The organism is Leptospira kobayashii, from assembly GCF_003114835.2.
Taxonomy (GTDB): Bacteria; Spirochaetota; Leptospiria; order Leptospirales; family Leptospiraceae; genus Leptospira_A; species Leptospira_A kobayashii.
In genome coordinates, this window is the sequence record NZ_AP025028.1 from 3579748 (window position 1) to 3599964 (window position 20217).

The 20217-nt window shown below is 40.8% G+C and carries 28 protein-coding genes; 21 read left to right on the plus strand and 7 right to left on the minus strand.

Features of this window, described 5'->3' with window-relative positions; translation table 11 throughout:
* Nucleotides 1-38: 38 nt before the first annotated feature.
* Genes DI077_RS16285 through DI077_RS16295 form a run of 3 tightly spaced genes read right to left on the minus strand, consistent with a single transcriptional unit; the run spans nt 39 to nt 1421 of the window.
* Complete coding sequence (locus tag DI077_RS16285; protein ID WP_109021346.1) at nt 39-509, minus strand: SRPBCC family protein; 471 nt, start codon at nt 507-509, stop codon at nt 39-41.
* Nucleotides 510-567: 58 nt separating this feature from the next.
* The gene (locus tag DI077_RS16290; RefSeq protein ID WP_109021347.1) at nt 568-1041 is read right to left on the minus strand and encodes an SRPBCC family protein; all 474 of its coding nucleotides are present in this window, start codon (nt 1039-1041) and stop codon (nt 568-570) included.
* Entirely contained in the window at nt 1038-1421 is a 384-nt protein-coding gene (locus DI077_RS16295; protein WP_242935248.1) for an ArsR/SmtB family transcription factor, read from the minus strand. The genes DI077_RS16290 and DI077_RS16295 overlap by 4 nt, the downstream gene beginning before the upstream one ends.
* A gap of 145 nt (nt 1422-1566) precedes the next feature.
* Here DI077_RS16295 and DI077_RS16300 point away from each other — a divergent pair, with 145 nt between their 5' ends.
* The 9 genes from DI077_RS16300 to DI077_RS16340 all read left to right on the plus strand — a co-directional run bounded on the left by DI077_RS16300 (nt 1567) and on the right by DI077_RS16340 (nt 7495).
* Nucleotides 1567-2346, plus strand: coding sequence for an alpha/beta fold hydrolase (locus tag DI077_RS16300; RefSeq protein ID WP_109021348.1), 780 nt, complete (start codon nt 1567-1569; stop codon nt 2344-2346).
* A gap of 26 nt (nt 2347-2372) precedes the next feature.
* Nucleotides 2373-3188, plus strand: a complete 816-nt coding sequence (locus DI077_RS16305; RefSeq protein WP_109021349.1) for a dienelactone hydrolase family protein — start codon at nt 2373-2375, stop codon at nt 3186-3188.
* A 15-nt stretch (nt 3189-3203) separates the two neighbouring features.
* Nucleotides 3204-3743, plus strand: coding sequence for a MepB family protein (locus tag DI077_RS16310; protein WP_167837188.1), 540 nt, complete (start codon nt 3204-3206; stop codon nt 3741-3743).
* 174 nt (nt 3744-3917) lie between these two features.
* Nucleotides 3918-4613, plus strand: a complete 696-nt coding sequence (locus DI077_RS16315; RefSeq protein ID WP_109021350.1) for a hypothetical protein — start codon at nt 3918-3920, stop codon at nt 4611-4613.
* Nucleotides 4610-4999, plus strand: a complete 390-nt coding sequence (locus tag DI077_RS16320) for an iron chaperone (protein ID WP_109021351.1) — start codon at nt 4610-4612, stop codon at nt 4997-4999. Before DI077_RS16315 ends, DI077_RS16320 begins: the two co-directional genes overlap by 4 nt.
* 30 nt (nt 5000-5029) lie before the next feature.
* Nucleotides 5030-5437 carry a transcriptional regulator gene (locus tag DI077_RS16325; protein WP_109021352.1) on the plus strand — a complete coding sequence of 136 codons (408 nt, stop codon included), beginning with the start codon at nt 5030-5032 and terminating at the stop codon, nt 5435-5437.
* Between the two features lie 82 nt (nt 5438-5519).
* Nucleotides 5520-5879: a YciI family protein gene (locus tag DI077_RS16330; RefSeq protein WP_109021353.1), complete on the plus strand. Its 360-nt coding sequence runs from the start codon at nt 5520-5522 to the stop codon at nt 5877-5879.
* A gap of 39 nt (nt 5880-5918) precedes the next feature.
* On the plus strand, nt 5919-7145 hold the full coding sequence (locus tag DI077_RS16335) for an RNA polymerase sigma factor (RefSeq protein WP_109021354.1): 1227 nt from the start codon (nt 5919-5921) through the stop codon (nt 7143-7145).
* Nucleotides 7142-7495 carry a hypothetical protein gene (locus DI077_RS16340; protein WP_109021355.1) on the plus strand — a complete coding sequence of 118 codons (354 nt, stop codon included), beginning with the start codon at nt 7142-7144 and terminating at the stop codon, nt 7493-7495. Before DI077_RS16335 ends, DI077_RS16340 begins: the two co-directional genes overlap by 4 nt.
* 77 nt (nt 7496-7572) lie before the next feature.
* Here DI077_RS16340 and DI077_RS19900 read toward each other — a convergent pair whose 3' ends face one another.
* Nucleotides 7573-7854 carry an HPP family protein gene (locus DI077_RS19900; protein WP_423241752.1) on the minus strand — a complete coding sequence of 94 codons (282 nt, stop codon included), beginning with the start codon at nt 7852-7854 and terminating at the stop codon, nt 7573-7575.
* Nucleotides 7791-8405 (minus strand): TetR/AcrR family transcriptional regulator, encoded by a 615-nt coding sequence (locus DI077_RS16350; protein ID WP_167837189.1) that lies wholly within the window; start codon nt 8403-8405, stop codon nt 7791-7793. The genes DI077_RS19900 and DI077_RS16350 overlap by 64 nt, the downstream gene beginning before the upstream one ends.
* A 229-nt stretch (nt 8406-8634) precedes the next feature.
* Here DI077_RS16350 and DI077_RS16355 point away from each other — a divergent pair, with 229 nt between their 5' ends.
* From DI077_RS16355 to DI077_RS16410, 12 genes are all read left to right on the plus strand, one after another.
* Nucleotides 8635-9177, plus strand: a complete 543-nt coding sequence (locus tag DI077_RS16355) for an SRPBCC family protein (RefSeq protein ID WP_109021357.1) — start codon at nt 8635-8637, stop codon at nt 9175-9177.
* A gap of 185 nt (nt 9178-9362) precedes the next feature.
* Nucleotides 9363-9719 (plus strand): ArsR/SmtB family transcription factor, encoded by a 357-nt coding sequence (locus DI077_RS16360; RefSeq protein ID WP_109021358.1) that lies wholly within the window; start codon nt 9363-9365, stop codon nt 9717-9719.
* A gap of 17 nt (nt 9720-9736) precedes the next feature.
* Complete coding sequence (locus DI077_RS16365; RefSeq protein WP_109021359.1) at nt 9737-10129, plus strand: DoxX family protein; 393 nt, start codon at nt 9737-9739, stop codon at nt 10127-10129.
* A gap of 66 nt (nt 10130-10195) precedes the next feature.
* Nucleotides 10196-10660: an SRPBCC family protein gene (locus DI077_RS16370; RefSeq protein ID WP_109021360.1), complete on the plus strand. Its 465-nt coding sequence runs from the start codon at nt 10196-10198 to the stop codon at nt 10658-10660.
* A gap of 47 nt (nt 10661-10707) precedes the next feature.
* Nucleotides 10708-11175, plus strand: coding sequence for an SRPBCC family protein (locus DI077_RS16375; RefSeq protein WP_109021361.1), 468 nt, complete (start codon nt 10708-10710; stop codon nt 11173-11175).
* Between the two features lie 15 nt (nt 11176-11190).
* Complete coding sequence (locus DI077_RS16380; RefSeq protein ID WP_109021362.1) at nt 11191-11745, plus strand: dihydrofolate reductase family protein; 555 nt, start codon at nt 11191-11193, stop codon at nt 11743-11745.
* A gap of 5 nt (nt 11746-11750) precedes the next feature.
* Nucleotides 11751-13283: an MFS transporter gene (locus DI077_RS16385; RefSeq protein WP_109021363.1), complete on the plus strand. Its 1533-nt coding sequence runs from the start codon at nt 11751-11753 to the stop codon at nt 13281-13283.
* Nucleotides 13280-13453 (plus strand): hypothetical protein, encoded by a 174-nt coding sequence (locus DI077_RS16390; RefSeq protein ID WP_167837190.1) that lies wholly within the window; start codon nt 13280-13282, stop codon nt 13451-13453. The genes DI077_RS16385 and DI077_RS16390 overlap by 4 nt, the downstream gene beginning before the upstream one ends.
* A 56-nt stretch (nt 13454-13509) precedes the next feature.
* Nucleotides 13510-15069: an NAD(P)/FAD-dependent oxidoreductase gene (locus tag DI077_RS16395; RefSeq protein ID WP_109022139.1), complete on the plus strand. Its 1560-nt coding sequence runs from the start codon at nt 13510-13512 to the stop codon at nt 15067-15069.
* A gap of 82 nt (nt 15070-15151) precedes the next feature.
* The gene (locus tag DI077_RS16400) at nt 15152-16759 is read left to right on the plus strand and encodes a DUF2339 domain-containing protein (protein ID WP_109021364.1); all 1608 of its coding nucleotides are present in this window, start codon (nt 15152-15154) and stop codon (nt 16757-16759) included.
* Between the two features lie 68 nt (nt 16760-16827).
* Complete coding sequence (locus DI077_RS16405) at nt 16828-17328, plus strand: hypothetical protein (protein ID WP_109021365.1); 501 nt, start codon at nt 16828-16830, stop codon at nt 17326-17328.
* Nucleotides 17329-17334: 6 nt separating this feature from the next.
* A complete protein-coding gene (locus tag DI077_RS16410; protein ID WP_109021366.1) occupies nt 17335-18936 on the plus strand; it encodes a DedA family protein in 1602 nt (533 codons plus the stop codon).
* 4 nt (nt 18937-18940) lie between these two features.
* Here DI077_RS16410 and DI077_RS16415 read toward each other — a convergent pair whose 3' ends face one another.
* Complete coding sequence (locus DI077_RS16415) at nt 18941-19333, minus strand: DoxX family protein (RefSeq protein WP_109021367.1); 393 nt, start codon at nt 19331-19333, stop codon at nt 18941-18943.
* The gene (locus DI077_RS16420; protein WP_242935250.1) at nt 19330-20211 is read right to left on the minus strand and encodes an alpha/beta fold hydrolase; all 882 of its coding nucleotides are present in this window, start codon (nt 20209-20211) and stop codon (nt 19330-19332) included. The genes DI077_RS16415 and DI077_RS16420 overlap by 4 nt, the downstream gene beginning before the upstream one ends.
* Nucleotides 20212-20217: the final 6 nt, after the last annotated feature.

A 20217-nucleotide genomic window follows, 5' to 3' on the forward strand; every position in this document is an offset into this window, starting at 1 on the left:
TGCGCGGCGTTGTCTTTGCAACCCGCGCCTAAGAACGATTAGTTCATATCATCAATTTTGATGTCGTCAGGAGCGGGTTGACCTTGCCCTACTTCGACTAGATTTCTCAGACTAAGTAAGAAGGTCGCCCATTTCATACTGCAATGCGCCGTGAAGTCGCTTTCATTTTTCCAATCCTGATGACGAAAATGAATGATCGTCATAGCGGCACCGTCTGGCGCTGTACTTGCGTTCAATTTAAAATCGATATGGGAACCGACCCAATCCTCCGGACCTGCAGTGCATTCCCAAAGAACACGTTCCGGAGCAAGCTCCTGGACCTTCATTTCCATATTGGCTTTGTGTCCGAAACCGAAATGAATCGATTCCCCCGCAGTAGAAACTCCGCTTGGGAATGTTCCCCCTACTTCTTTAGTCCACCAACCTGCAAGTCCTGTTTTTGTCGTCAGTGCCTTGATGACATCCGGTGCTCCGGCACGAATTCCTATTTTGTGATATATCCCGTTCATATTCTTCTCCTTTCTTATTTCCTTAAATTTACTTTTCGTTATTACCAATAAACATTTGTTATTCTTTTCTGGAGTGCCACTGATCAAGCCCTTCGAGAATACTTTCCCAACCATGGGTGTGCATCTTAATTTCAATGTCATTTGCCAAACGTTCGTGGGTTAATGTCACAAGCGTCTGTGTTTTGTTAGATGTTTCCGCCGAACTCGTGTCTGTAACTGCCGGCAGTGCAGTAAAGGTGACTGTAACCAGGGTATCTCGACCTCCGGTTGCATGGGATCGCCAGGTGAATACAAGCTTAGTCGGTTCTTCAATGGCAATGTATTCTCCCTCATGCGGGAATATTTTGCCGTCAAGAAGCATGTTGATTTGGAATCGGCCGCCCGGGCGAGGATCAATCTGCACCGATTCAATGCCAATGAGTTCGCCTGACAAAAACCAACGTGAAAAATCTTCAACTTTGAGCCATGCTCGAAACAGCCTGGCCGGTTCAGCGTTAATTTTTTTCTCTACTTTTAATACCTGTGTGGTCATTGTCCCTCTTCCTCTATGAATGTCTCGAGTCGATCGAGTTTGTTTGTCCAGAATTCCTGATGGTAGGCAAGCCAGGCAGAAGCCTCGGAAAGCGATTGGTTTTGTAGCTCAAGCCGAAAGCTGCGTCCGTCTTCCGGAGCCCGCACTTTCCTTACAAGACCGGCCGCGACCAGAACATCGATATGTTTGGCAACTCCGGCGAACGACATGGAAAATGGCTCTGCAAGCCCTGAAATGCTAAGTGAGCCGCTCCGCAAATTCGCCAACATTTGTCGTCTTGAGCTGTCGGCGAGCGCCGCGAACACAAGATCCAACCTTTGCTCGTTTTCAATTAATTCAACCATTAGGTTGAATAAAAAACCATGCATTTTCTCTGTCAAATATTAAACCATTTAGTTGAATACTTTTTGCCTTTTTTCCACCCCGCTTTTCGGGTTTCTGTACGGCCTATCCGTTGAAAAAGCTCTCGTAGATTTTAAAATTTCAGTATCATTCTAATAGGATTTGAGGAAGCGTAAATATACCGTGAATACAACGAAATCAAAAGATGGAACTATTTTAGCGTACGATGTGTACGGTAATGGGCCTGCACTCATATACATAACAGGTGCAAGCTGCTTTCGGAAATTTATGCCTATTGTGCAGGATGCCAAAGTATTTTCTACCGAATTTACCGTTTATAACTACGATCGTCGGGGTCGGGGTGATAGCGGGGATACTTTGCCCTATTCGATAGAACGTGAAATCGAAGACATCGAAGCAATGATCGACATAGCAGGTGGCAAAGCATATTTATACGGTCATTCCTCCGGTGCTGTTCTGGCGCTAGAAGCTTCCTTGCGACTAGGAAATAAAGTTATCAAGGCCGCTCTTTACGATCTTCCTTATGTTCACAACGAAGCTGAAAAAGCCGACTACGAGAAATTAGGCGAATCAGTGAGAAATCTATTGAGTGAAGGTAAAAATGCGGCGGCGATGAAAACATTTTTGAAAGGCATCGGGATGCCTAAAATTTTTGTTTGGATACTACCTCTATTTCCTGGTTGGGGAATAATGAAAGCCCTGGCACCCACACTTGCTTATGATATCGCCTTAACGCAAGACTTACCTCCTCTGGAAAGAGCTGCACGAATTTCTTTACCGACATATATCATTGTAGGTGAAAAAAGTCCTTCTTCCGTGCAGGATGTAAGCAACAAATTAGCGAAGGTGATCCCGAATGCAAAGTTTTCCCAACTAGCCGGACAGGATCATATGGCTGATGCCAAAGCCTTATTACCGTTGTTAACCGATTTCTTAAAATAGTCTATTCGACAAAGGGAACCATTGCCATGACGAAACAGAACATGAATGAAGACGATACTCTTGAAGATTTCACCTGTCGCGAGATCACTCTCGACGGTGTTACAAAGAAAGTGTATGTCGCCGGCACAGGACCGGCCGTGATCGTCATGACTGAGATGCCCGGAATCAGTCCGCATGTTGCGCGTTTCAGCCGTTGGGTGCGTGATGCAGGTTTGACTGTTTATATGCCATCTCTCTTCGGCCTTGATGGTGTTATACCAAGCGCCAAAGACGGAAAGACCGTTCTCAGACGGGCTTGTGTCAGTGCGGAGTTTCGCGCATTCGCCGCAAATGAGTCGAGCCCTGTTACACAATGGCTCAGAGCATTGGCAAAACTAGCACATCAAGAATGCGGTGGCCGAGGGGTTGGGGCCATTGGAATGTGCTTCACAGGTAACTTTGCTTTGTCGATGATGCTTGAGCCTGCCATGCTGGCACCTGTTTTATCCCAACCCACACTGCCGTTAGGTGATCTTGCCGGTATTGGAATCGCTCCTGAGGAGCTGGAAACAATTCGTGAAAGACTTATTAGAGAAGACCTCACAGTAATGGCCTACCGATTTGAAGGAGACCAGTTTTGTCAGGCGCAGCGTTTTGCAGCTTATTCCGAGGCACTTGGGGATCGCTTTGTGGGACATGTGCTTCCCGACAGCGCTGCGAACACTTCCGTCCCACCGTTCTTCGAACAACATGTACCGTTCCCACATAGCGTTGTAACTGTCCATCTGATTGACGAAGCAGGCCAACCTACAATAGCTGCTCGAGATGAGATCCTGTCATTCTTTGTTCGGCGGCTTACTTAGTATTGCGAGATATCTTTGAAAAAATCAGTAAACAAATCCGATCATGAGCTTATTTTCCCTGATGTTCTAAAAGACATCAAAAAGAATGTTTTCGATCATTGCGGCATTTCATTGTTAAACCCATTTCTCGAAAAGGAAAGCCAGGAATACGGTGCCTGTCATTTTGAAATTGATGATTTGAAAATAACATTTCGCGTTGCGAAAATAACCCCTACAAAGATCGGTCAATTTGTGACCTTATGGAAACGAAACGGTAGCGGACCGATCCAACCATTTGATATTAAAGACAACGTGGATTATTTTATCATTCGCTCGAACAATAAGGATCTCTCGGGGCAATTCATATTCCCCAAACACGTATTATATGAAAAAGGAATCGTATCCGGTAAAAAGAAAGGAAAGCTCGGATTCAGAATTTATTCCTCATGGGATATTCCTACCAATAAACAAGCGCAAGCGACTCAAAAATGGCAATTGGAATACTTTCTGGAAAGTTCCAAAAACAAACCTATCGACACTACAAGAGTCAAATTCCTTTTGAACTACAAAAAATAACTCACCGTTTTCGCACGCAGATTCCAACTTGACCGAGAAAAATGGAAAGAACGAAATTAGCAAATGTTGTCGTCCACGCAACGCCTCAAAGCCGAGACCTTCCGATGCGCCGACAATCAGTATCCTCACAAAGAGTTATGTGAATTTTTCGAAACATGGGAGACTAAGAACCGTATGAAACATCGATACGTAATATGTTTTTTTCTATTTCTATTACCTTTTCTCATATGCAAACAGAAATCAGCCACTAACAATAAATCGACGGAAGATGTACATTCACTCGGTTGGTCCGGTTCTGTTTTTGCTTTCAGGGCTTTCGCAAATTCCTATGCGATTACACCTCATTCAGGTCTCTCGGTCAAAGTCGTCGATATTGTATCGGATCAGGAAAAATGGAGATTCAACAAGTTTTGGGAAGGTGACAATGTAGGAGAAGGAAGCACGGCGGAATACGTTCCTACAACCGACGAGTCCGCCTGGGAAATCGTAACGGAAGAAGTTATCTCTCATATAAAAAAATCCTATATTAAAAATCTGGAATCATCTCCTCACTTCAATCAATCTTATGATAACTTCCCGCTCTATATGGACAATTTGGACGGTGATACATTTACCGCGGATCTCATACTAAATAAAAAAGAAAATACCTACAAGATAATCGTAGTATCGAAAAATAAGGGTATCAAAGTTGTTTCTGAAAAAAAGATAGAACCTTCGACTTTTAGTGAATTCAATGTATTAGGATATTTTTTGAATCCCAAAAGGGATCGTATCGCCATACTGATCAAAGAATCTCTGGGAGGGGGAGAACCCTATTTGCCCGACTATTTCGTAGTAGGTTGTTTGCTTACCTCAGGATTTAAGAAATGAAATCCAATACGACAAAGAACACAGGTTATTCGACAAAGTTCAAAACCGTCGATGAATATATAAAATCCTTCCCGGAAGATACTCAAAAAATCCTATCCCAAATGAGAACTCTGGTTAAAAATCTGGCACCGGATGCAAAGGAAAAAATAAGTTATAACATGCCCGCCTTTGAATTGAACGGAATCCTGATTTATTACGCCGCATATAAAAAACATTTCGGATTTTATCCCACGTCAAATGTGATTGAAACATTCAAAGATGAATTATTATCGTATAAATTTTCGAAAGGTGCGATACAATTTCCTCTGGACAAACCTTTGCCGAAAGGACTGATCACTAAAATTGTTAAATTCAGAATAAAAGAAAATTTGAAGAAAGGTAAGTAGGAAAAGGTTTGCATTCCAAAGGATAATCACATGGATAAATTCAATTTGGAAAAAGATATAAATGTTTTTTGCGTAACTGCGATCTCGTTTCCGGACGGGGTAATGGATGCACATAACAAGCTTCATTCTCTGATCAAACCTTCAAAGGAAAGAAGGTACTTTGGAATCTCACGCCCAGACAAAGATACGATCGTCTACAAAGCCGCTGCCGAAGAAATGGAAGAAGGAGAAGCGGACAAATTGTCCTGCGAACGGTTTGTAATCAAAAAGGGAGAGTTCATTTGTTTGACCATTAAGGATTTTATGGAGGATGTTCAAAGCATTGAGAATGCATTTAGAAAGTTGATTTCGCGCGATGATATAGATCCTAACGGATATTGTCTTGAATGGTATTTGAATGAAAAAGACGTGAGATGTATGGTCGGATTAAAATCATAAAAAATCACGCGGAAGATGTCCAATTTTTGAAATCTCGATTGATATAGGAGTGTAATTCCATTCAATTAAGGGGTAAAACAAAATGAACGAATTCGTATTACTATTCCGCATGGACATCAAAACCAAAGAAGCGCAACCTTCACCGGAACAAATGCAAGTGTACATGAAAAAGTGGCAAGACTGGATCGGGGGCATCGCAGCCCAAAACAAATTGGCCGAAGGAGGCAATCACTTGTCTTCCGACGGTAAAGTAGTAAAATCAAATAATATTGTAACCGACGGCCCTTATGCTGAAATCAAGGAATCAATCGCAGGTTATATTATCATAAAAGTAAAAAACTACGAAGAGGCGGTGAAGATTGCAAAAGATTGCCCAATTCTACAAGGAGAAGGAAATAGTGTGGAAGTGAGAAAAATCGATTCGCTTGATACCAACGACTAAGATAAAAAAATACCTCTACAACCGTAGAGGTATTTCCTTATGAAAAATCAGGAATTGATTCCGCATTTGTTTAGAACGGAATACAGAAAAATCGTTTCGGTTCTTTGCAGACATATCGGATTCGAACAAATAGACATTGCCGAAGATATCGCAAGTGATACTTTTCTCACCGCATCGGAAACATGGGGATTGAAAGGTGTTCCGCAGAATCCGGCGGCTTGGCTTTATCATGTTGCAAAGAATAAAGCCAAAAACCATCTGCAACGTAGTTCTATCTTCGAAAATAAGATTGTTCCCGAATTGAAAAAAAATTACTCCGATTCATCGGAAAAGGAAATCGATTTATCCCCGGAAAATATATATGATAGTCAATTGCAAATGATGTTTGCCGTTTGCCATCCTTCAGTCTCGGCGGAAGCGCAGATCGGACTAGCCCTTCGTATTCTTTGCGGTTTCGGAATCGAAGAAATCGCGGATGCGTTTTTATCAAACAAAGATACAATCAACAAACGATTGTTCCGTGCCAAAGAAAAATTGAAGGAAGAAAAGATCAAAATCGAACTTCCCGAGTTGCAGGAAATAGAAGAACGATTGAAAACGGTTTTAACAACGATTTATCTATTGTTCAATGAAGGATATTATTCCATGAGTGCGAACAAAACTCTTCGCAAAGACCTTTGTGTGGAAGCAATTCGTTTGTGCAATATGCTTGTTGAAAACGAACATACCGACAAACCTCAGGTAAATGCATTGCTTTCCTTGATGTGTTTTCATGCTTCCCGGTTTGAGGCAAGACAAAACGATAACGGTGAACATATATTATACGAAGATCAGGATAAAAATCTTTGGAATACCGAATTAATCAATAAAGGAGAATATTTTTTTACCCGTGCGACAACAGGGAATAAAATTTCAAAATATCATTTGGAAGCTGCGATTGCCTATTGGCACACTCAAAAGACGGAAACAAAAGAAAAATGGGAAAATATTTTACAGCTTTACAATCGGTTATTGCAGATGGAATATTCGCCTATTGCTGCACTGAACAGAACATTTGCTCTCTCCAAGGCAAACGGAAAAGAAGAAGCAATCCGAGAAGCGGAAAAACTAAATATGACGGACAATCATTTTTACTTTACCTTGCTCGGCGAACTTTATACCGGCATTGATAACAACAAAGCGAAACTGAATTTTCAAAATGCTCTCACGCTTGCGAAAACGGGATCGGACAAGTCGGCAATTCGGAAAAAAATCGATAACTTATGACCTTTCTTCGCAGACTCACAATACTAACTGCTATCATGACCGGTTGTTCCTTTTTTCTTGCGGGACTCGTAGCATATTATATTTTGCATAGGGACTCGGTGTTAAGGGAAGAATGTTTCGCCAGGAATGAACCGGATATCAATTGCAATCTGATCGGAGAATGGAGTATCATCACAGTTCCCATGATGGTAATCATCACTAACTGGATCTCCGGTTTGATCATTTCCGTTATCGCTTATTTTTTACTTCCCCGCGATGGCAAACAGCATTTTTATACTTCTTTGATTGCCGTTCTGTTACATTCCTTATTGGTTTTCATCATTTATCTACCGATCATTTCATTGATGTAAACTTAACTTCTATTATATTCAAAACCAAACGGCAGGATACTTTCGATGATAAACAAGATTGTTGACCAGTATCGCATTTAAGATAAATTCCGGCCCTGAGTGCCCCAAAAAACTCCGATCAATGTAGTCGCGCCTCCAGGAGGATGAACCGTATGAGTGAGATACATGGCAAGTATGGACCAGATGGAAATAATACCGCTGATAAAACTCCAGATGGCAAATTTAACGGAAAGTCGGATTCTAATTACAACTTTGAATCCAACATTAAAAATGTAAATGTGATTACGATTTTTTCTTATCCTTCCGACTTCTCGCTTACAGACTCCAAATAATCCCGTAACGAATAATAGGAAGACCATAGTACTTTTTTATCTCTAAAACTTTTTGCCAAGCCGAAAGATCCTTCATGAACGGCAACAATGAATTCAGCAATCTTTCTCGGATCGGATTTTTTCTTCAGATAACCGTCGTTTTGTGCTTTTTCCAAATAACCTTCCAATCCTTCTATCCATAACCTCATCACTGAATGAAGTTTTTCTCCGAATTCGGCATCTACTGCCGACATCTCCTGAGTCAGATTATTAATTGCACAACCATACGTCAGAAAATCATCGGAAACGGTTTCGATGAATTTTCTATATCGACTGATGATTCCTTGTATGGGATTTTTATAAGCGGCTAAAGGAAATATCCAAGTTTCCAAAGTTACCTTTTTGATAACTTCATCCACCAAAGCGTAACCCAAATCATTCTTGGTCGCAAAATAATGAAAAAAAGCACCGGTCGTCAAATCCGTCTTAGCGACGATGTCCCGAATACTGACTCCCTGGAACCCTTTCCGATATACTTCTCCGAATGCCACTTCAATAATATGGGCCCTTGTTTTCTCCGGATCTCTTGTCTTTTTCACCAAATCTTAACCTTTTTTGATTTTCATTATATCACTTGATATGTCGATGATATATTTTTCTTTAATTTTATTAGAAATTTATACAATAAAGTAAAAATTCCCGGACAGGCTTCAGTTTTTCGCTTTACAACATATCAATTGATATGTTATTTAGATCGCTACGGACCCATTTAGGACGTTCAACTTAAATAAATCTACAGTCAAAAAAAAAATCAAAAGGAATAAAAACATGAGAATAACACTTATTATACTGGGAGCGATCGCATTTGCGGTAATCCTTCTGTGCATATTTGCACCAACGGATTTTAAATTGGAAAGAAATATCACAATCAACAAACCCAGGAACATAGTTTTCGCGGAAATCAAACTTTTAAAGAATCATTCCAAATGGAATGCATGGCTAAAAAAAGATCCGTCCGCGAAGATAGAATACAAAGGTACGGATGGTACGGTTGGTTTTATTTCGTCTTGGGAAAGCGAAAACCAGGAATTGGGAACCGGTGAACAAGAGATCGTAACTATCGCGGAAGGAGAAAGATTGGACATGCAACTCAGATTCAAAAAACCGATGGAGGGCAAACTTGCTTCTTATATAACGACCGAATCTCTGGGAGAAAACCAAACAAAAGTTACAGTTGGTATGTATGATAAAATGCCTATCCCTATGAACGCAATCCATCTGCTCGCAGACACATGCTTTGAAATTCAGAAAAAGATGACGGATAATATGGATACAGGTCTGAGCGATTTGAAGGTTTTATTGGAAAAGTAAATTCCGGAACACTGATTTGTCGTAGGTACCACAAATAATTCTACCATATAAGCAAATACACTCCTGCTTATGTGGTAGGTACCACAAAACCGCAGGGCCCCTCTCTCTTTTCGTTTCTTTTTTCCATTTTTCCCTTGACGGAATATTCGTGTTGACCGTATTTTACCAAAAGGTTAATTAACCATATGGTTCAATATACTTCTACTCCCGACCAACTGAGTCTCACATTCGCGGCCCTGGCAGATCCGACCCGTCGACAGATCCTCTCCACATTAAAATCAGGAGAGGTGTCCGTAAAAGAGCTAGCGGAACCTTTTTCCATGAGTTTACCCGCGATCACAAAACATCTGAAGGTATTGGAAAAAGCAGGGCTCATTTCCCGGGGCAAAGAAGCACAATGGCGCCCTGCTCGACTGGAAGTAGGTCCTTTGATCGAAGTGGCAACCTGGGTAGACAAATACAGAGAATTTTGGGAAAAGAGTTTCGATCGTTTGGAAGAGTATTTACTAGAACTACAAAAAAAGGAAAAAGAAAAGGACTAAAAGTCACAGGAGAATATATGAACAAAGAAAAAATCAAAACCATCGCGTATTGGGTCATTACGATCCTAATTGGAGCAAACTACTTGTTTGCAGGATTCATTTACCTCACAAGAAACCCTGAGGTCGTTGCGGGAATGAGCCAATTGGGATATCCTTCGTATTTCCCTCTCATCTTAGGCACATGGAAATTGTTAGGTGGAATTGCCATAATGGTACCCGGCTTTGCACTTTTGAAAGAATGGGCTTATGCAGGAATATTTTTCAATCTTACCAGCGCTGCAATCTCCAGTGCGGCATCAGGATTGGAAATACAACACGTGATCAGTCCTCTAGTCATGCTTGTATTCGTGATTCTATCCTGGTGGTTAAGACCCGAAAACAGCAAACTAACTTCGATTAAGTCAAAATAGTCGGAGAATTCCGAAAGGAATGAAGACAAAAAATGACAAGTAAAAGCAAGTCATAGGAAATGAAAAATGCACAGTAATAATACGGAAGACAGAACGGTTTCCACCACACGATTGTTTGATGCCCCACGAGAACTGGTGTTCCAAATGTGGACAGATCCGAACCATGTTGGAAATTGGTGGGGACCGAAAGGTTTTACGAACACGATCGAATCCATGGAAGTCAAACCAGGCGGAGTTTGGAAATTCGTAATGCATGGTCCGGACGGAGTGGATTATCCGAATACGATCGTATACAAAGAAGTCCGAAAACCCGAACTACTCATTTACCGGCACGGAACCGATATGGAAGACCGTCCGGATGATTTTCATGTAACGGTGACATTCGAAGAGGAAGGCAAAAAAACCAAACTCACAATGATTGCGTTATTCCAATCTGCGGAAGCGAGAAACGAAGTAGTAGAGAAACACGGAGCGATCGAGGGTATGAATCAAACCATGGAACGACTCCGGGATTATTTGGGAAAGGCATAAGTATATAAATACTTTATAATATAAAGGATAGAATCAGGAGAAAACAAATGGCGAATACGAATACGGAAACTTCCAATTTAGCGGACCGGGAAATCATATCCATACGAACTGTAAATTTTCCGCGCCAACTTGTTTTCAAAGCATGGACTGAGCCGGAACGATTGGCACGTTGGTGGGGACCGAAAGATTTCAGGAACAGCTTTGAAGAGTTCGATCTTCGACCGGGAGGAAACTGGCGTTTTGTGATGCACGGTCCGAACGGGGTTGATTATCCGAATCATTGTGTTTTTGTGGAAATCGTACAACCGGAGCTTCTTATATTCAACCACATTAGCCCGGTTCATTTTTTCCAAGTAACTGCGAGCTTCGAAGAAGTTTCAACGGACAAGACAAAAGTTATATTTCGTATGATGTTCGATTCTGCGGAAGAATGCGGCAAGTCCCGACCTTATATTATCAAAGGAAACGAAGAAAATTTCGATCGTTTGGAAGAAGAACTAAAGAGAGTCACCTAACAAAGCATATAACATATGAGAAAACTAATTTTTCAAATGATGGTATCTTTGGACGGATACTACGAAGGACCCAATGGCGAAATCGATTGGCATGTTGTTGAAAATGAATTCAACAGCTATGCTGCGGATTTATTGGACAAAGTGGATACTCTGATTTTCGGAAGAAAGACTTATGAACTGATGGCAAGCTATTGGCCCACTAATGAAGCGGCGACCGACGATCCGACAGTTGCACAAAGGATGAACGACCTATCCAAGATTGTTGTTTCAAAAACTTTGAAAACGGCCGATTGGAAAAATACAAAATTAATCTCGGATCATGTAGTTGAAGAGATCCGAAATTTAAAAAATCTTTCCGGCAAAGACATTGCCGTTTTCGGAAGCTCGGATCTTTCCATAACTTTGCTTGAACACGGTTTGCTTGATGAGATTCGGGTCTTCGTAAATCCGATTCTACTTGGTCAAGGCAAACCCCTCTTCCAGGGATTAAAGACCAGAACGAACTTAAAGCTGACCCAAACAAAAACACTTAACTCCGGTTTGGTTATGCTCTATTACACACCAATATAAAATATATGAACCAAACGACAATTACACCGCCCCGTGCAGGAAAAAAAGAATGGATCGGACTTGCAGTCATAGCTCTTCCCTGCCTGCTGTATTCCATGGATCTTACGGTATTATATCTTGCAGTACCTCATTTAACAGCTGCATTAAAACCTTCCGCTTCCCAGCTTCTGTGGATCGTAGACATTTACGGTTTTCTTGTGGCAGGATGTATGATCACTATGGGAACTTTGGGAGATAGAATAGGAAGACGCAAACTACTGTTAATTGGTGCCTCCGCCTTCGGTGTTGCCAGCATACTAGCCGCATTCTCAACAACGGCGGAAATGTTGATTGCCACCCGTGCTCTGCTCGGAATCACTGCGGCGACATTGGCACCTTCCACTTTGTCTCTCATTCGAAACATGTTTCATGATCCTGAAGAACGCACAATAGCAATCGGGATCTGGGGAACCAGTTTTTCCCTGGGAGGCGCGATTGGCCCGCTCCTAGGAGGAGTTCTACTGGAATATTTCTGGTGGGGTTCCGTATTTTTAGTCAGTGTTCCGGTAATGGTGCTTCTATTGATCGTAGGTCCCAAATTATTACCCGAGTTCAAAGATCCGCAAGCGGGAAGATTAGATATAACAAGCGCTACACTATCACTTGTATCGGTTCTATCCGTGATTTACGGTTTAAAACAAGTGGCGGAACACGGCTGGGAACTTGTAGCCGGTTTTTCCATTTTTGCCGGAATCATCTTCGGTTTCATATTTGTTCAAAGACAAAAAAAATTGAAAGATCCTCTCATCGACTTGGACTTATTTAAGTCACTGGCATTCAGCGTGGCCTTACTCGCAAATACTCTTTCCATCTTCGTAGGATTGGGAAGTTTTTTATTCATCGCATTATATCTGCAGTTGATCCTGGGACTTTCTCCCTTTGAAGCCGGATTGTGGACTTTACCTATGGCTGGTGGAAATATTTTGGGATCCATGTTGGTTCCAATCCTCGTCAAATACATTCGCCCCGCCTTTGTTATAGCAGGCGGATTTGTACTTTCCGCAATCGGGTTTTCTCTTTATGCGCAATTGGACGGAAGTTCCGGTCTCGTTTATATCGTATTAGGTGGAATCGTTCTGGCACTAGGAATTTGTTGCGTGGTGATTTTGGGAACCGATATCATAGTAAGTGCAGCTCCACCGGAAAGAGCAGGTGCGGCCGCATCCATATCGGAAACAGGAACAGAGTTAGGTGGTGTATTAGGAATAGCGATTTTAGGAAGTATAGGAACAGCCGTTTATAGAATTAAGATGACGAGCTCCATTCCCGAAGGGTTGACAGAGGAAGTTGCTTCGGCAGCACAAAATAGTATTGGCACTGCATTTGCCATTGCGGCGGAAGTTCCGGTACAAACCGGTTCCGCAATTCTCAGTTCTGCAAAAGAAGCATTTATAAGTTCATTACAACTTACATCTGTTATTTGTGCAATGATTTCAATCGTTCTCTCGGTTACAGTCGTCTATATGCTTCGCAATAAAAAGAAAGTAGAAGAAACATGAAAACGGGCAAAGACAAATCCGTTAAAAAAGCGAGAAATCAAGCGATGGAAAGCTATTCGATTATGCTTTTTCCGCTCTTGATAGACATAAAATTGAATCCAAAAACCGATGAAAACAAATCGAAATCTGCAAATGAAAAAAGAAATTCGAGGGAAAATTCGCAAGCGTAAAAACTGCGATCGTATTTTCCCCTTTGCCTCCGGGCGCTTTTGTCAGTTTTGGTAGTATGGTGAAAGAACTCCAGCTCCGGCTCCTTCCTGAAATCGCAGGACAACCGGAGGAATTAAAAAACTACCTGGCTTCGACTTTAAAAGTCCTTCCGAACGATATCACTCATGTGGAAATCATCAATCGTTCCATAGACGCACGCCAAAGAATCGTATACGTCAATTTAAAAGTGAATGTTTTTATCAAAGAAGAGTTTACCGAAAGGTTACCTTCTTTGCCTCGTTACCCGAATGTAAAAAATGCGGAAGAAGTTCTGATCATCGGCGCGGGTCCCGCCGGATTATTTGCCGCTCTCAAACTCATCGAATTGGGAATCAAACCTATCCTTATTGAACGGGGAAAGGACGTAAAGGAACGAGTTTCCGACCTACGTGGAATCAACGTTCATCATATTGTGAATGAAGACTCTAACTACTGTTTTGGGGAAGGAGGAGCGGGAACATATTCCGACGGTAAACTTTATACCAGATCGAAAAAACGAGGGAACGTCAGGGAGATCTTGGAACTGCTCGTGGCTTTCGGCGCCAACAAAGACATATTAATCGAAGCACATCCTCATATCGGTACAAATAAACTTCCCGATATCATACGCCGCATCCGCGAGAATATCATAGAACAAGGAGGGGAAGTTCATTTTCAAAAAAGAGTAATCGATCTTATCATAGAAAATAACCGAATCCAGGGAGTTTTGACAAAAGACGGAAGCCGTTTCAAAGCAAAAAAAGTAATCTTGGCTACCGGACATTCTGCACGCGATATATTCGAATTATTACACGGCAAAGGAATTCAAATCGAAATGAAACCTCTTGCCATCGGTGTCCGTGTGGAACACAAACAATCTTTAATCGATTCCATCCAATACAGTTGCGAAGACAGAGGTCCTTATCTTCCTCCTTCTCCTTATAGCGTCGTCAAACAAGTGGACGGAAGAGGAGTGTATTCCTTTTGTATGTGCCCCGGAGGTGTGATTGCGCCTTGCGCCACCAAACCGGGTGAAGTTGTTACAAACGGATGGTCTTCTTCCCAAAGATCCAGATCCACGGCCAATTCGGGAATCGTAGTGGAATTGAAACCGGAAGATTTCAAACCATTCGCAAAATACGGTCCGCTTGCCGCGATGGAATTTCAAAAAGAAATTGAGAAAAAAGCTTGGGTCCTTGGAGGAGAAAAACAAACCGCTCCCGCACAACGACTGCTAGATTTTGTTGAAGGGAAAATTTCGGAAGACTTACCGAAAACATCTTATCCTCCGGGAATCATTTCCGCAGACTTAAAAAACATTTTTCCCGATTTCATTTACAAAGCCTTACAAAAAGGGTTTAGAGAATTTGACAAATCCATGCGCGGTTACCTTACCAATGATGCGGTGGTACATGCCCCGGAAACCAGAACCTCTTCCCCGGTTCATATTCCCAGAGATCCGCAAAGTTTACAACATATCCAAATCAAAGGATTGTTTCCTTGCGGAGAGGGAGCCGGTTATGCAGGAGGAATTATCTCCGCAGCGATGGACGGGATCAAATGTGCCGAAGCCTGTTCCGTTGCCCTTACGAAATAATATATTTTCAGACTGATTCTTATTTATTTTAGTTTTAGATCTGAGTGCCATTGAATAGTTTAGGTTTCCGACGAGGATAGATATGTTCACACTGGAAGAATTGAAAAAAAATTGGATTTTTATCTTAGGAATCGTATTCCTGTTTTTCGCTACAATCTACGGTCTCAGTGTTGCTTTCGAAGAAAACCTGATTCCCGAAGAAGCTAAAATCGGATTCGGCTTATTCCTTTCCCTTACTATTTGTTTTATAGGATTCAAATTATTTTCCAATCAAATTGAACTTATCGGAGAAATCATTTCCGGATTCGGAGTTTCCATCTTATTTGCAACATTCGCATATGCGAGTTTTGTCTCTCACATTCAATGGTCTTCTTACACTTTATTCGTATCTCTTGCAGCCGTTTCCGCAACACTGATTTATTTTTCCTATAGATTCGGAATGAGAATACTAATGAATATTTGTTTGACGGGAGGCTTGATAACTCCTCTCATCATCAATGCGGTTCCTTCTCAAACCGTTTTGCTTTTCGTTTATGTTTTTATTCTAAACATCACAAGTCTTTATCTGAGTTTTCTTAAAAAATGGCCCGAAACCAGAGCAGTTTCTCTTTTCATCACCATTCTTATTTTCCTTACTTATTATATAAAATTTTCACCAGTCAGCTGGCCGGAACCGTTTTTCTATGTATCCATCCTGTTTTTGATCTATCTCATCGGGCTTCTGGTCTCTGCGAAATTGGAAAAGGAAAAATTCGACGGAATCAGTCTTTATATCAGCGTTCTAAATATACTAAACTATGTTATATGGACAATTTATATTTTCAATGCATTCACACTTGTATATTCGATTCCTCTTATCATTCTCAGTTTCATACTGATCGGAACTGCGGCATTATTGCATTTCTTTCTGAAAGAAAGCAATCTATCTGCGATCGTTTATCTGGTCGTGGGATATCTGTTACTCGGAATTTCTTTCGGAAATATCGCCGACTCCTATCAGGACAAGGGTATGAATTATGTAATCGTCACTACAGGTTGGCTTTTTATCATCTCTTCCGTTTACCTGTTTGGAAAAAGAATCAAACAACAACAACTTATGCTCGGAAGCATTTATCTGTTTGTAGTGTTACTTGTTTATTGGTATGCGAATGCATGGAGTGTGGAATGGATCGAAATTTTCGGATTCAAATACATTCCTTTTTTAAATCCCGGTGCTTTGGTTTGGATCTTGATCGCATCCGTTTCCTTTTATATTGCTAAAGTGGGAACCGGTGAACTAGCGGATGAGAAACATGAAATCCTCACTCTACCGGGAGTGATTTGGGAACTTTCTTTTTCCATCATAGGCCATTTGGTAGTAGGGGGCTTACTTACTGTTCAAATTCAAAATCTTTGGTTGGCTTATGAATTTACATCCATCCAGCCGGATATGGTACTTTCCATTTCCTGGACCATCTATTCTCTGATGCTGTTTCTTTGGGGAGCTTACACCAAAAATACCGCCTTTCGTGCCTTCGGCTCGATTGTTTTGATTTTGGTTTCTTTAAAAGTTTTTTTCTTCGATCTGGCAGATCAGTCTAAGGCATACAAAGCGGTTTTTTTCCTTATTCTAGCGGTTCTTGTCATCTCCATCGCTTACGTAAACCAACGATGGACCAGCCAGGAAACGAAAGAAAAACCGAAAATTTAAAATTAAAAAATAACTTTATGTAACTTTTATCCGCCTTAAAACGAAGTATTGGGAGATACTATTCCATAATGAAAATCAATCATCAAATCATCTCCCAACTTCGTACACTCAACACCATCCTCGGTGAACTCAAGGAAGAAGAATTTATAGAAAAAGATTCTCTTCTTTGCGGGAGCTCCATCGGCCAACATGTAAGGCATACATTGGAATTCATTGAATGTTTGATGAATTCCAAAGAAGGAGAATTTTTTTCTTACGACGATCGTAAAAGAAATCCGACTTTGGAATCATCTCTTACTTTTGCCAGAGAAGTTCTGGAAAAAACGGAACTTGACTTGGCCGATTATATCCCTCCCCGGAAAATCCGGCTCAAACATATCTTAAATGAAACGGACAGTTTTATTACAGAAACAAACGGAGAAAGGGAATTGCTTTTTGTGCTCGATCATATGATCCATCACATGGCTCTCATTCGAATTGCAATGGAGAATAAATTTCATTGGATCCTTTTGCCTGCGGATTTCGGATACACTCCTTCCACGTTGATCGCAAGATCCATTCCAAGCTAATTTTTTATGTTGGATTTTTTTCTGATGATCGGGGGTACGTTTGTCTCCGAAGATTTAACCTGTATCACCGGAGGAATCTTAGCAAAAGAAGGAAAAGAAAATTTAACTTTAGTTATATTTTCATGTACGATCGGAATTTATCTGGGAGATGCGATCCTGTTTTTCATGGGAAAATTCTGTCACCGATTTCTACTTTCCTTCTCCAAATGGAGATCCATAGTGAATTCGGAAACAATCCGATCCTACCGGACAAAATTGGACGATAACTTCGGACTCACTATCTTTCTATGTCGGTTTTTACCAGGAACCAGACTCCCCGTCTATGTATTCGCCGGGATTGCAGGTAAAAGGGTTTTTGCATTCCTGGTTTATAGTTTTTTTGCGGCCATAGTTTGGACACCTTTACTCATCCTATCGGCGTATTACTTTGGCAAGGCGATCGAAGTGTTTTTTCATTCGGGTTATTTTTACTTTTCCATACTCGTAGCTGTTCTTTCTTTCTATTCGATCTATCGTTTGGCCTTATCGGTTCTTATCAAAGAGAAAAGGAACGAATTGATTTTATCTTTAAAAAAATGGCTGCGATTGGAATTTTGGCCGGCTTGGATTTTTTATATTCCGTTGGTTCCTTATGCCGGTTTTCTAACGATTCGTTACTTAGGTTTTCGTTATATCACGGCTTCCAATCCGGGGATTTTCGCAGGTGGGATCGCAGGTGAATCCAAATCGGAAATTCTATCGAATCTGCCTGCCGATGTCATTTCCAAATTCAGACTTCTTCCGCCAAACATAGATTATAATGAAGAATTGATTCGAAAGTACATGTCGGATCTACAAATTCAATTTCCGATCATCATCAAACCTGATATAGGAGAAAGAGGGGCGGGAGTTTATTTAGTTCATTCCGTACGGGAAACCTTGGATGTTTTAAAAACAAAAGTGACTTTCCTTTTACAGGAATATCACCCGGGTCCTTGGGAAGCAGGAATTTTTTATTACCGATTTCCCGATGAAAAAAGAGGCCATATTCTTTCCATTACGGATAAAGTTTTTCCTGTTCTCTCGGGGGACGGTAAAAAGAATTTAAAAGAGCTAATCGAAACTCACGAAAGATTTCAATTTCAAAAGAAAACTTATTTTCAGATTCTAAATGGGAAATTGGATCGGGTTCCCGCCTTGGGGGAAAAGGTAAAACTGGGATTTGCAGGCAATCACATACAAGGATGTATGTTTAAAGACGGATCCCATTTGATTACGGACAAACTGGAAGAAAAAATAGACGAAATTTCCAAACAATTCAAAGGATTTTATTTCGGAAGATATGACATTCGTTATTCGGACGAAGAATTACTCAAGGCAGGGAAAAATTTCAAAATCATCGAGCTGAATGGGGCAATGAGCGAATCCACAAACTTATACGATCCCGATTTTTCCATTCGCAGATCTTATCAGTATTTATTCAAACAATGGTCGATTCTTTTTAGGATAGGATATCAAAATTATAAATCAGGAAATCCGATGATTACTTGGTACGAGCTGTATAGAATTTTAAAAGATCACACTCAATACAAAAAAGGTATTAGCTCCGTGACAAAACTTTCCGTTTGAATCATTAGAAATATTGTTTTAAAATAGGAATATTCTTTCTCTCGACATACACCAAGTATACGGATGAGATCAGAACGATGCAAGCCAGACCGAATAAAACTCCGTAATCCCCCATCACTTCCACTCCGAGAAAGATCAAATGGGAAAGAATCGCTCCACTGATGATATTGAGAGAAATTAATGCACCTAACCAGACAAAGGAAGGGATCAGGAGCAATACGGCTGCAAGCAATTCAACTCCTGCGGAAACATATCTACCCCAAGGCTCCATGCCCAAGGTTGTAAAAATATAAACGGATTCTTCCGCACCTGTAAATTTAAAATAAAGAGTCTGGCCAAGTATAATAGCTGCTATAAATCGTGCGGAATGGAAAATGATTTTCTGCGATTTTGTCATTTTGAATTTACCATTAATATTTTATCTTTGACTAACTTCTCTTGGGTCCAGGGAACAAAATGATTTTCACCTTCCAACTCTATACTTTCGAATCGAAGGGGGTTTATTTTTTTTCTCATATACTTAACATTCTCAAACGGAACGAGAAAATCGTTCTTTCCATGAATGCTAATGACGGGAAAATCAATAAATTTCCAAATACCATCCCAATCAGTCAGTTGCCATTTTAGTGGTATCATCTCATCATTGCTATTGATTATTTCCTTCGGTAGGAAAATTTTAACGAAAAAATAAGTAGCCCACCGATTATACCACCTTACTTCCTCTAGTTGGGAGTCCATCGGTGCGGATAGTAGAAAGAGAGCATCCTTTTTATAAGAAATATCAATAGCGATTTTAGCGGCAATCGGCCCACCGTAAGAATGACCGACTAAGATCAGCTTCGGCAGATCGGAAACGAATTCGTCTTTCAAAAAACGATCAATGGCAATACGAATGAGTCTTGCTTGCAATTGCAAATCGGCAACAGGAGATTCTATTCCCGAAAGGCCAAAACCGGGACGATCCAAAGATAAGATACAGAAAGTATTTCGAAGATCTTTATCTTTCAAATAGAAAATATAATCACTCCAACCACCGGGAGAACCATGGATAAAAATTAAAATTTTATTTTTATTCTTAAGACAACCGCTTGTTACAAGAAAGATCTTTCTATCTTCCGCCGTGATATGGAACTCTTTTACATCCGGAATCTCCGATTTCAGTTTCGATAAAGACTTTTGGGGATCCGAACTGCAATTGAAACAAACGGAAAAAATAAAAATCATACAGATCCAAAATAAATTTTTATTTTTTCCTGTAAGACTTGTTACTAACACAAAATC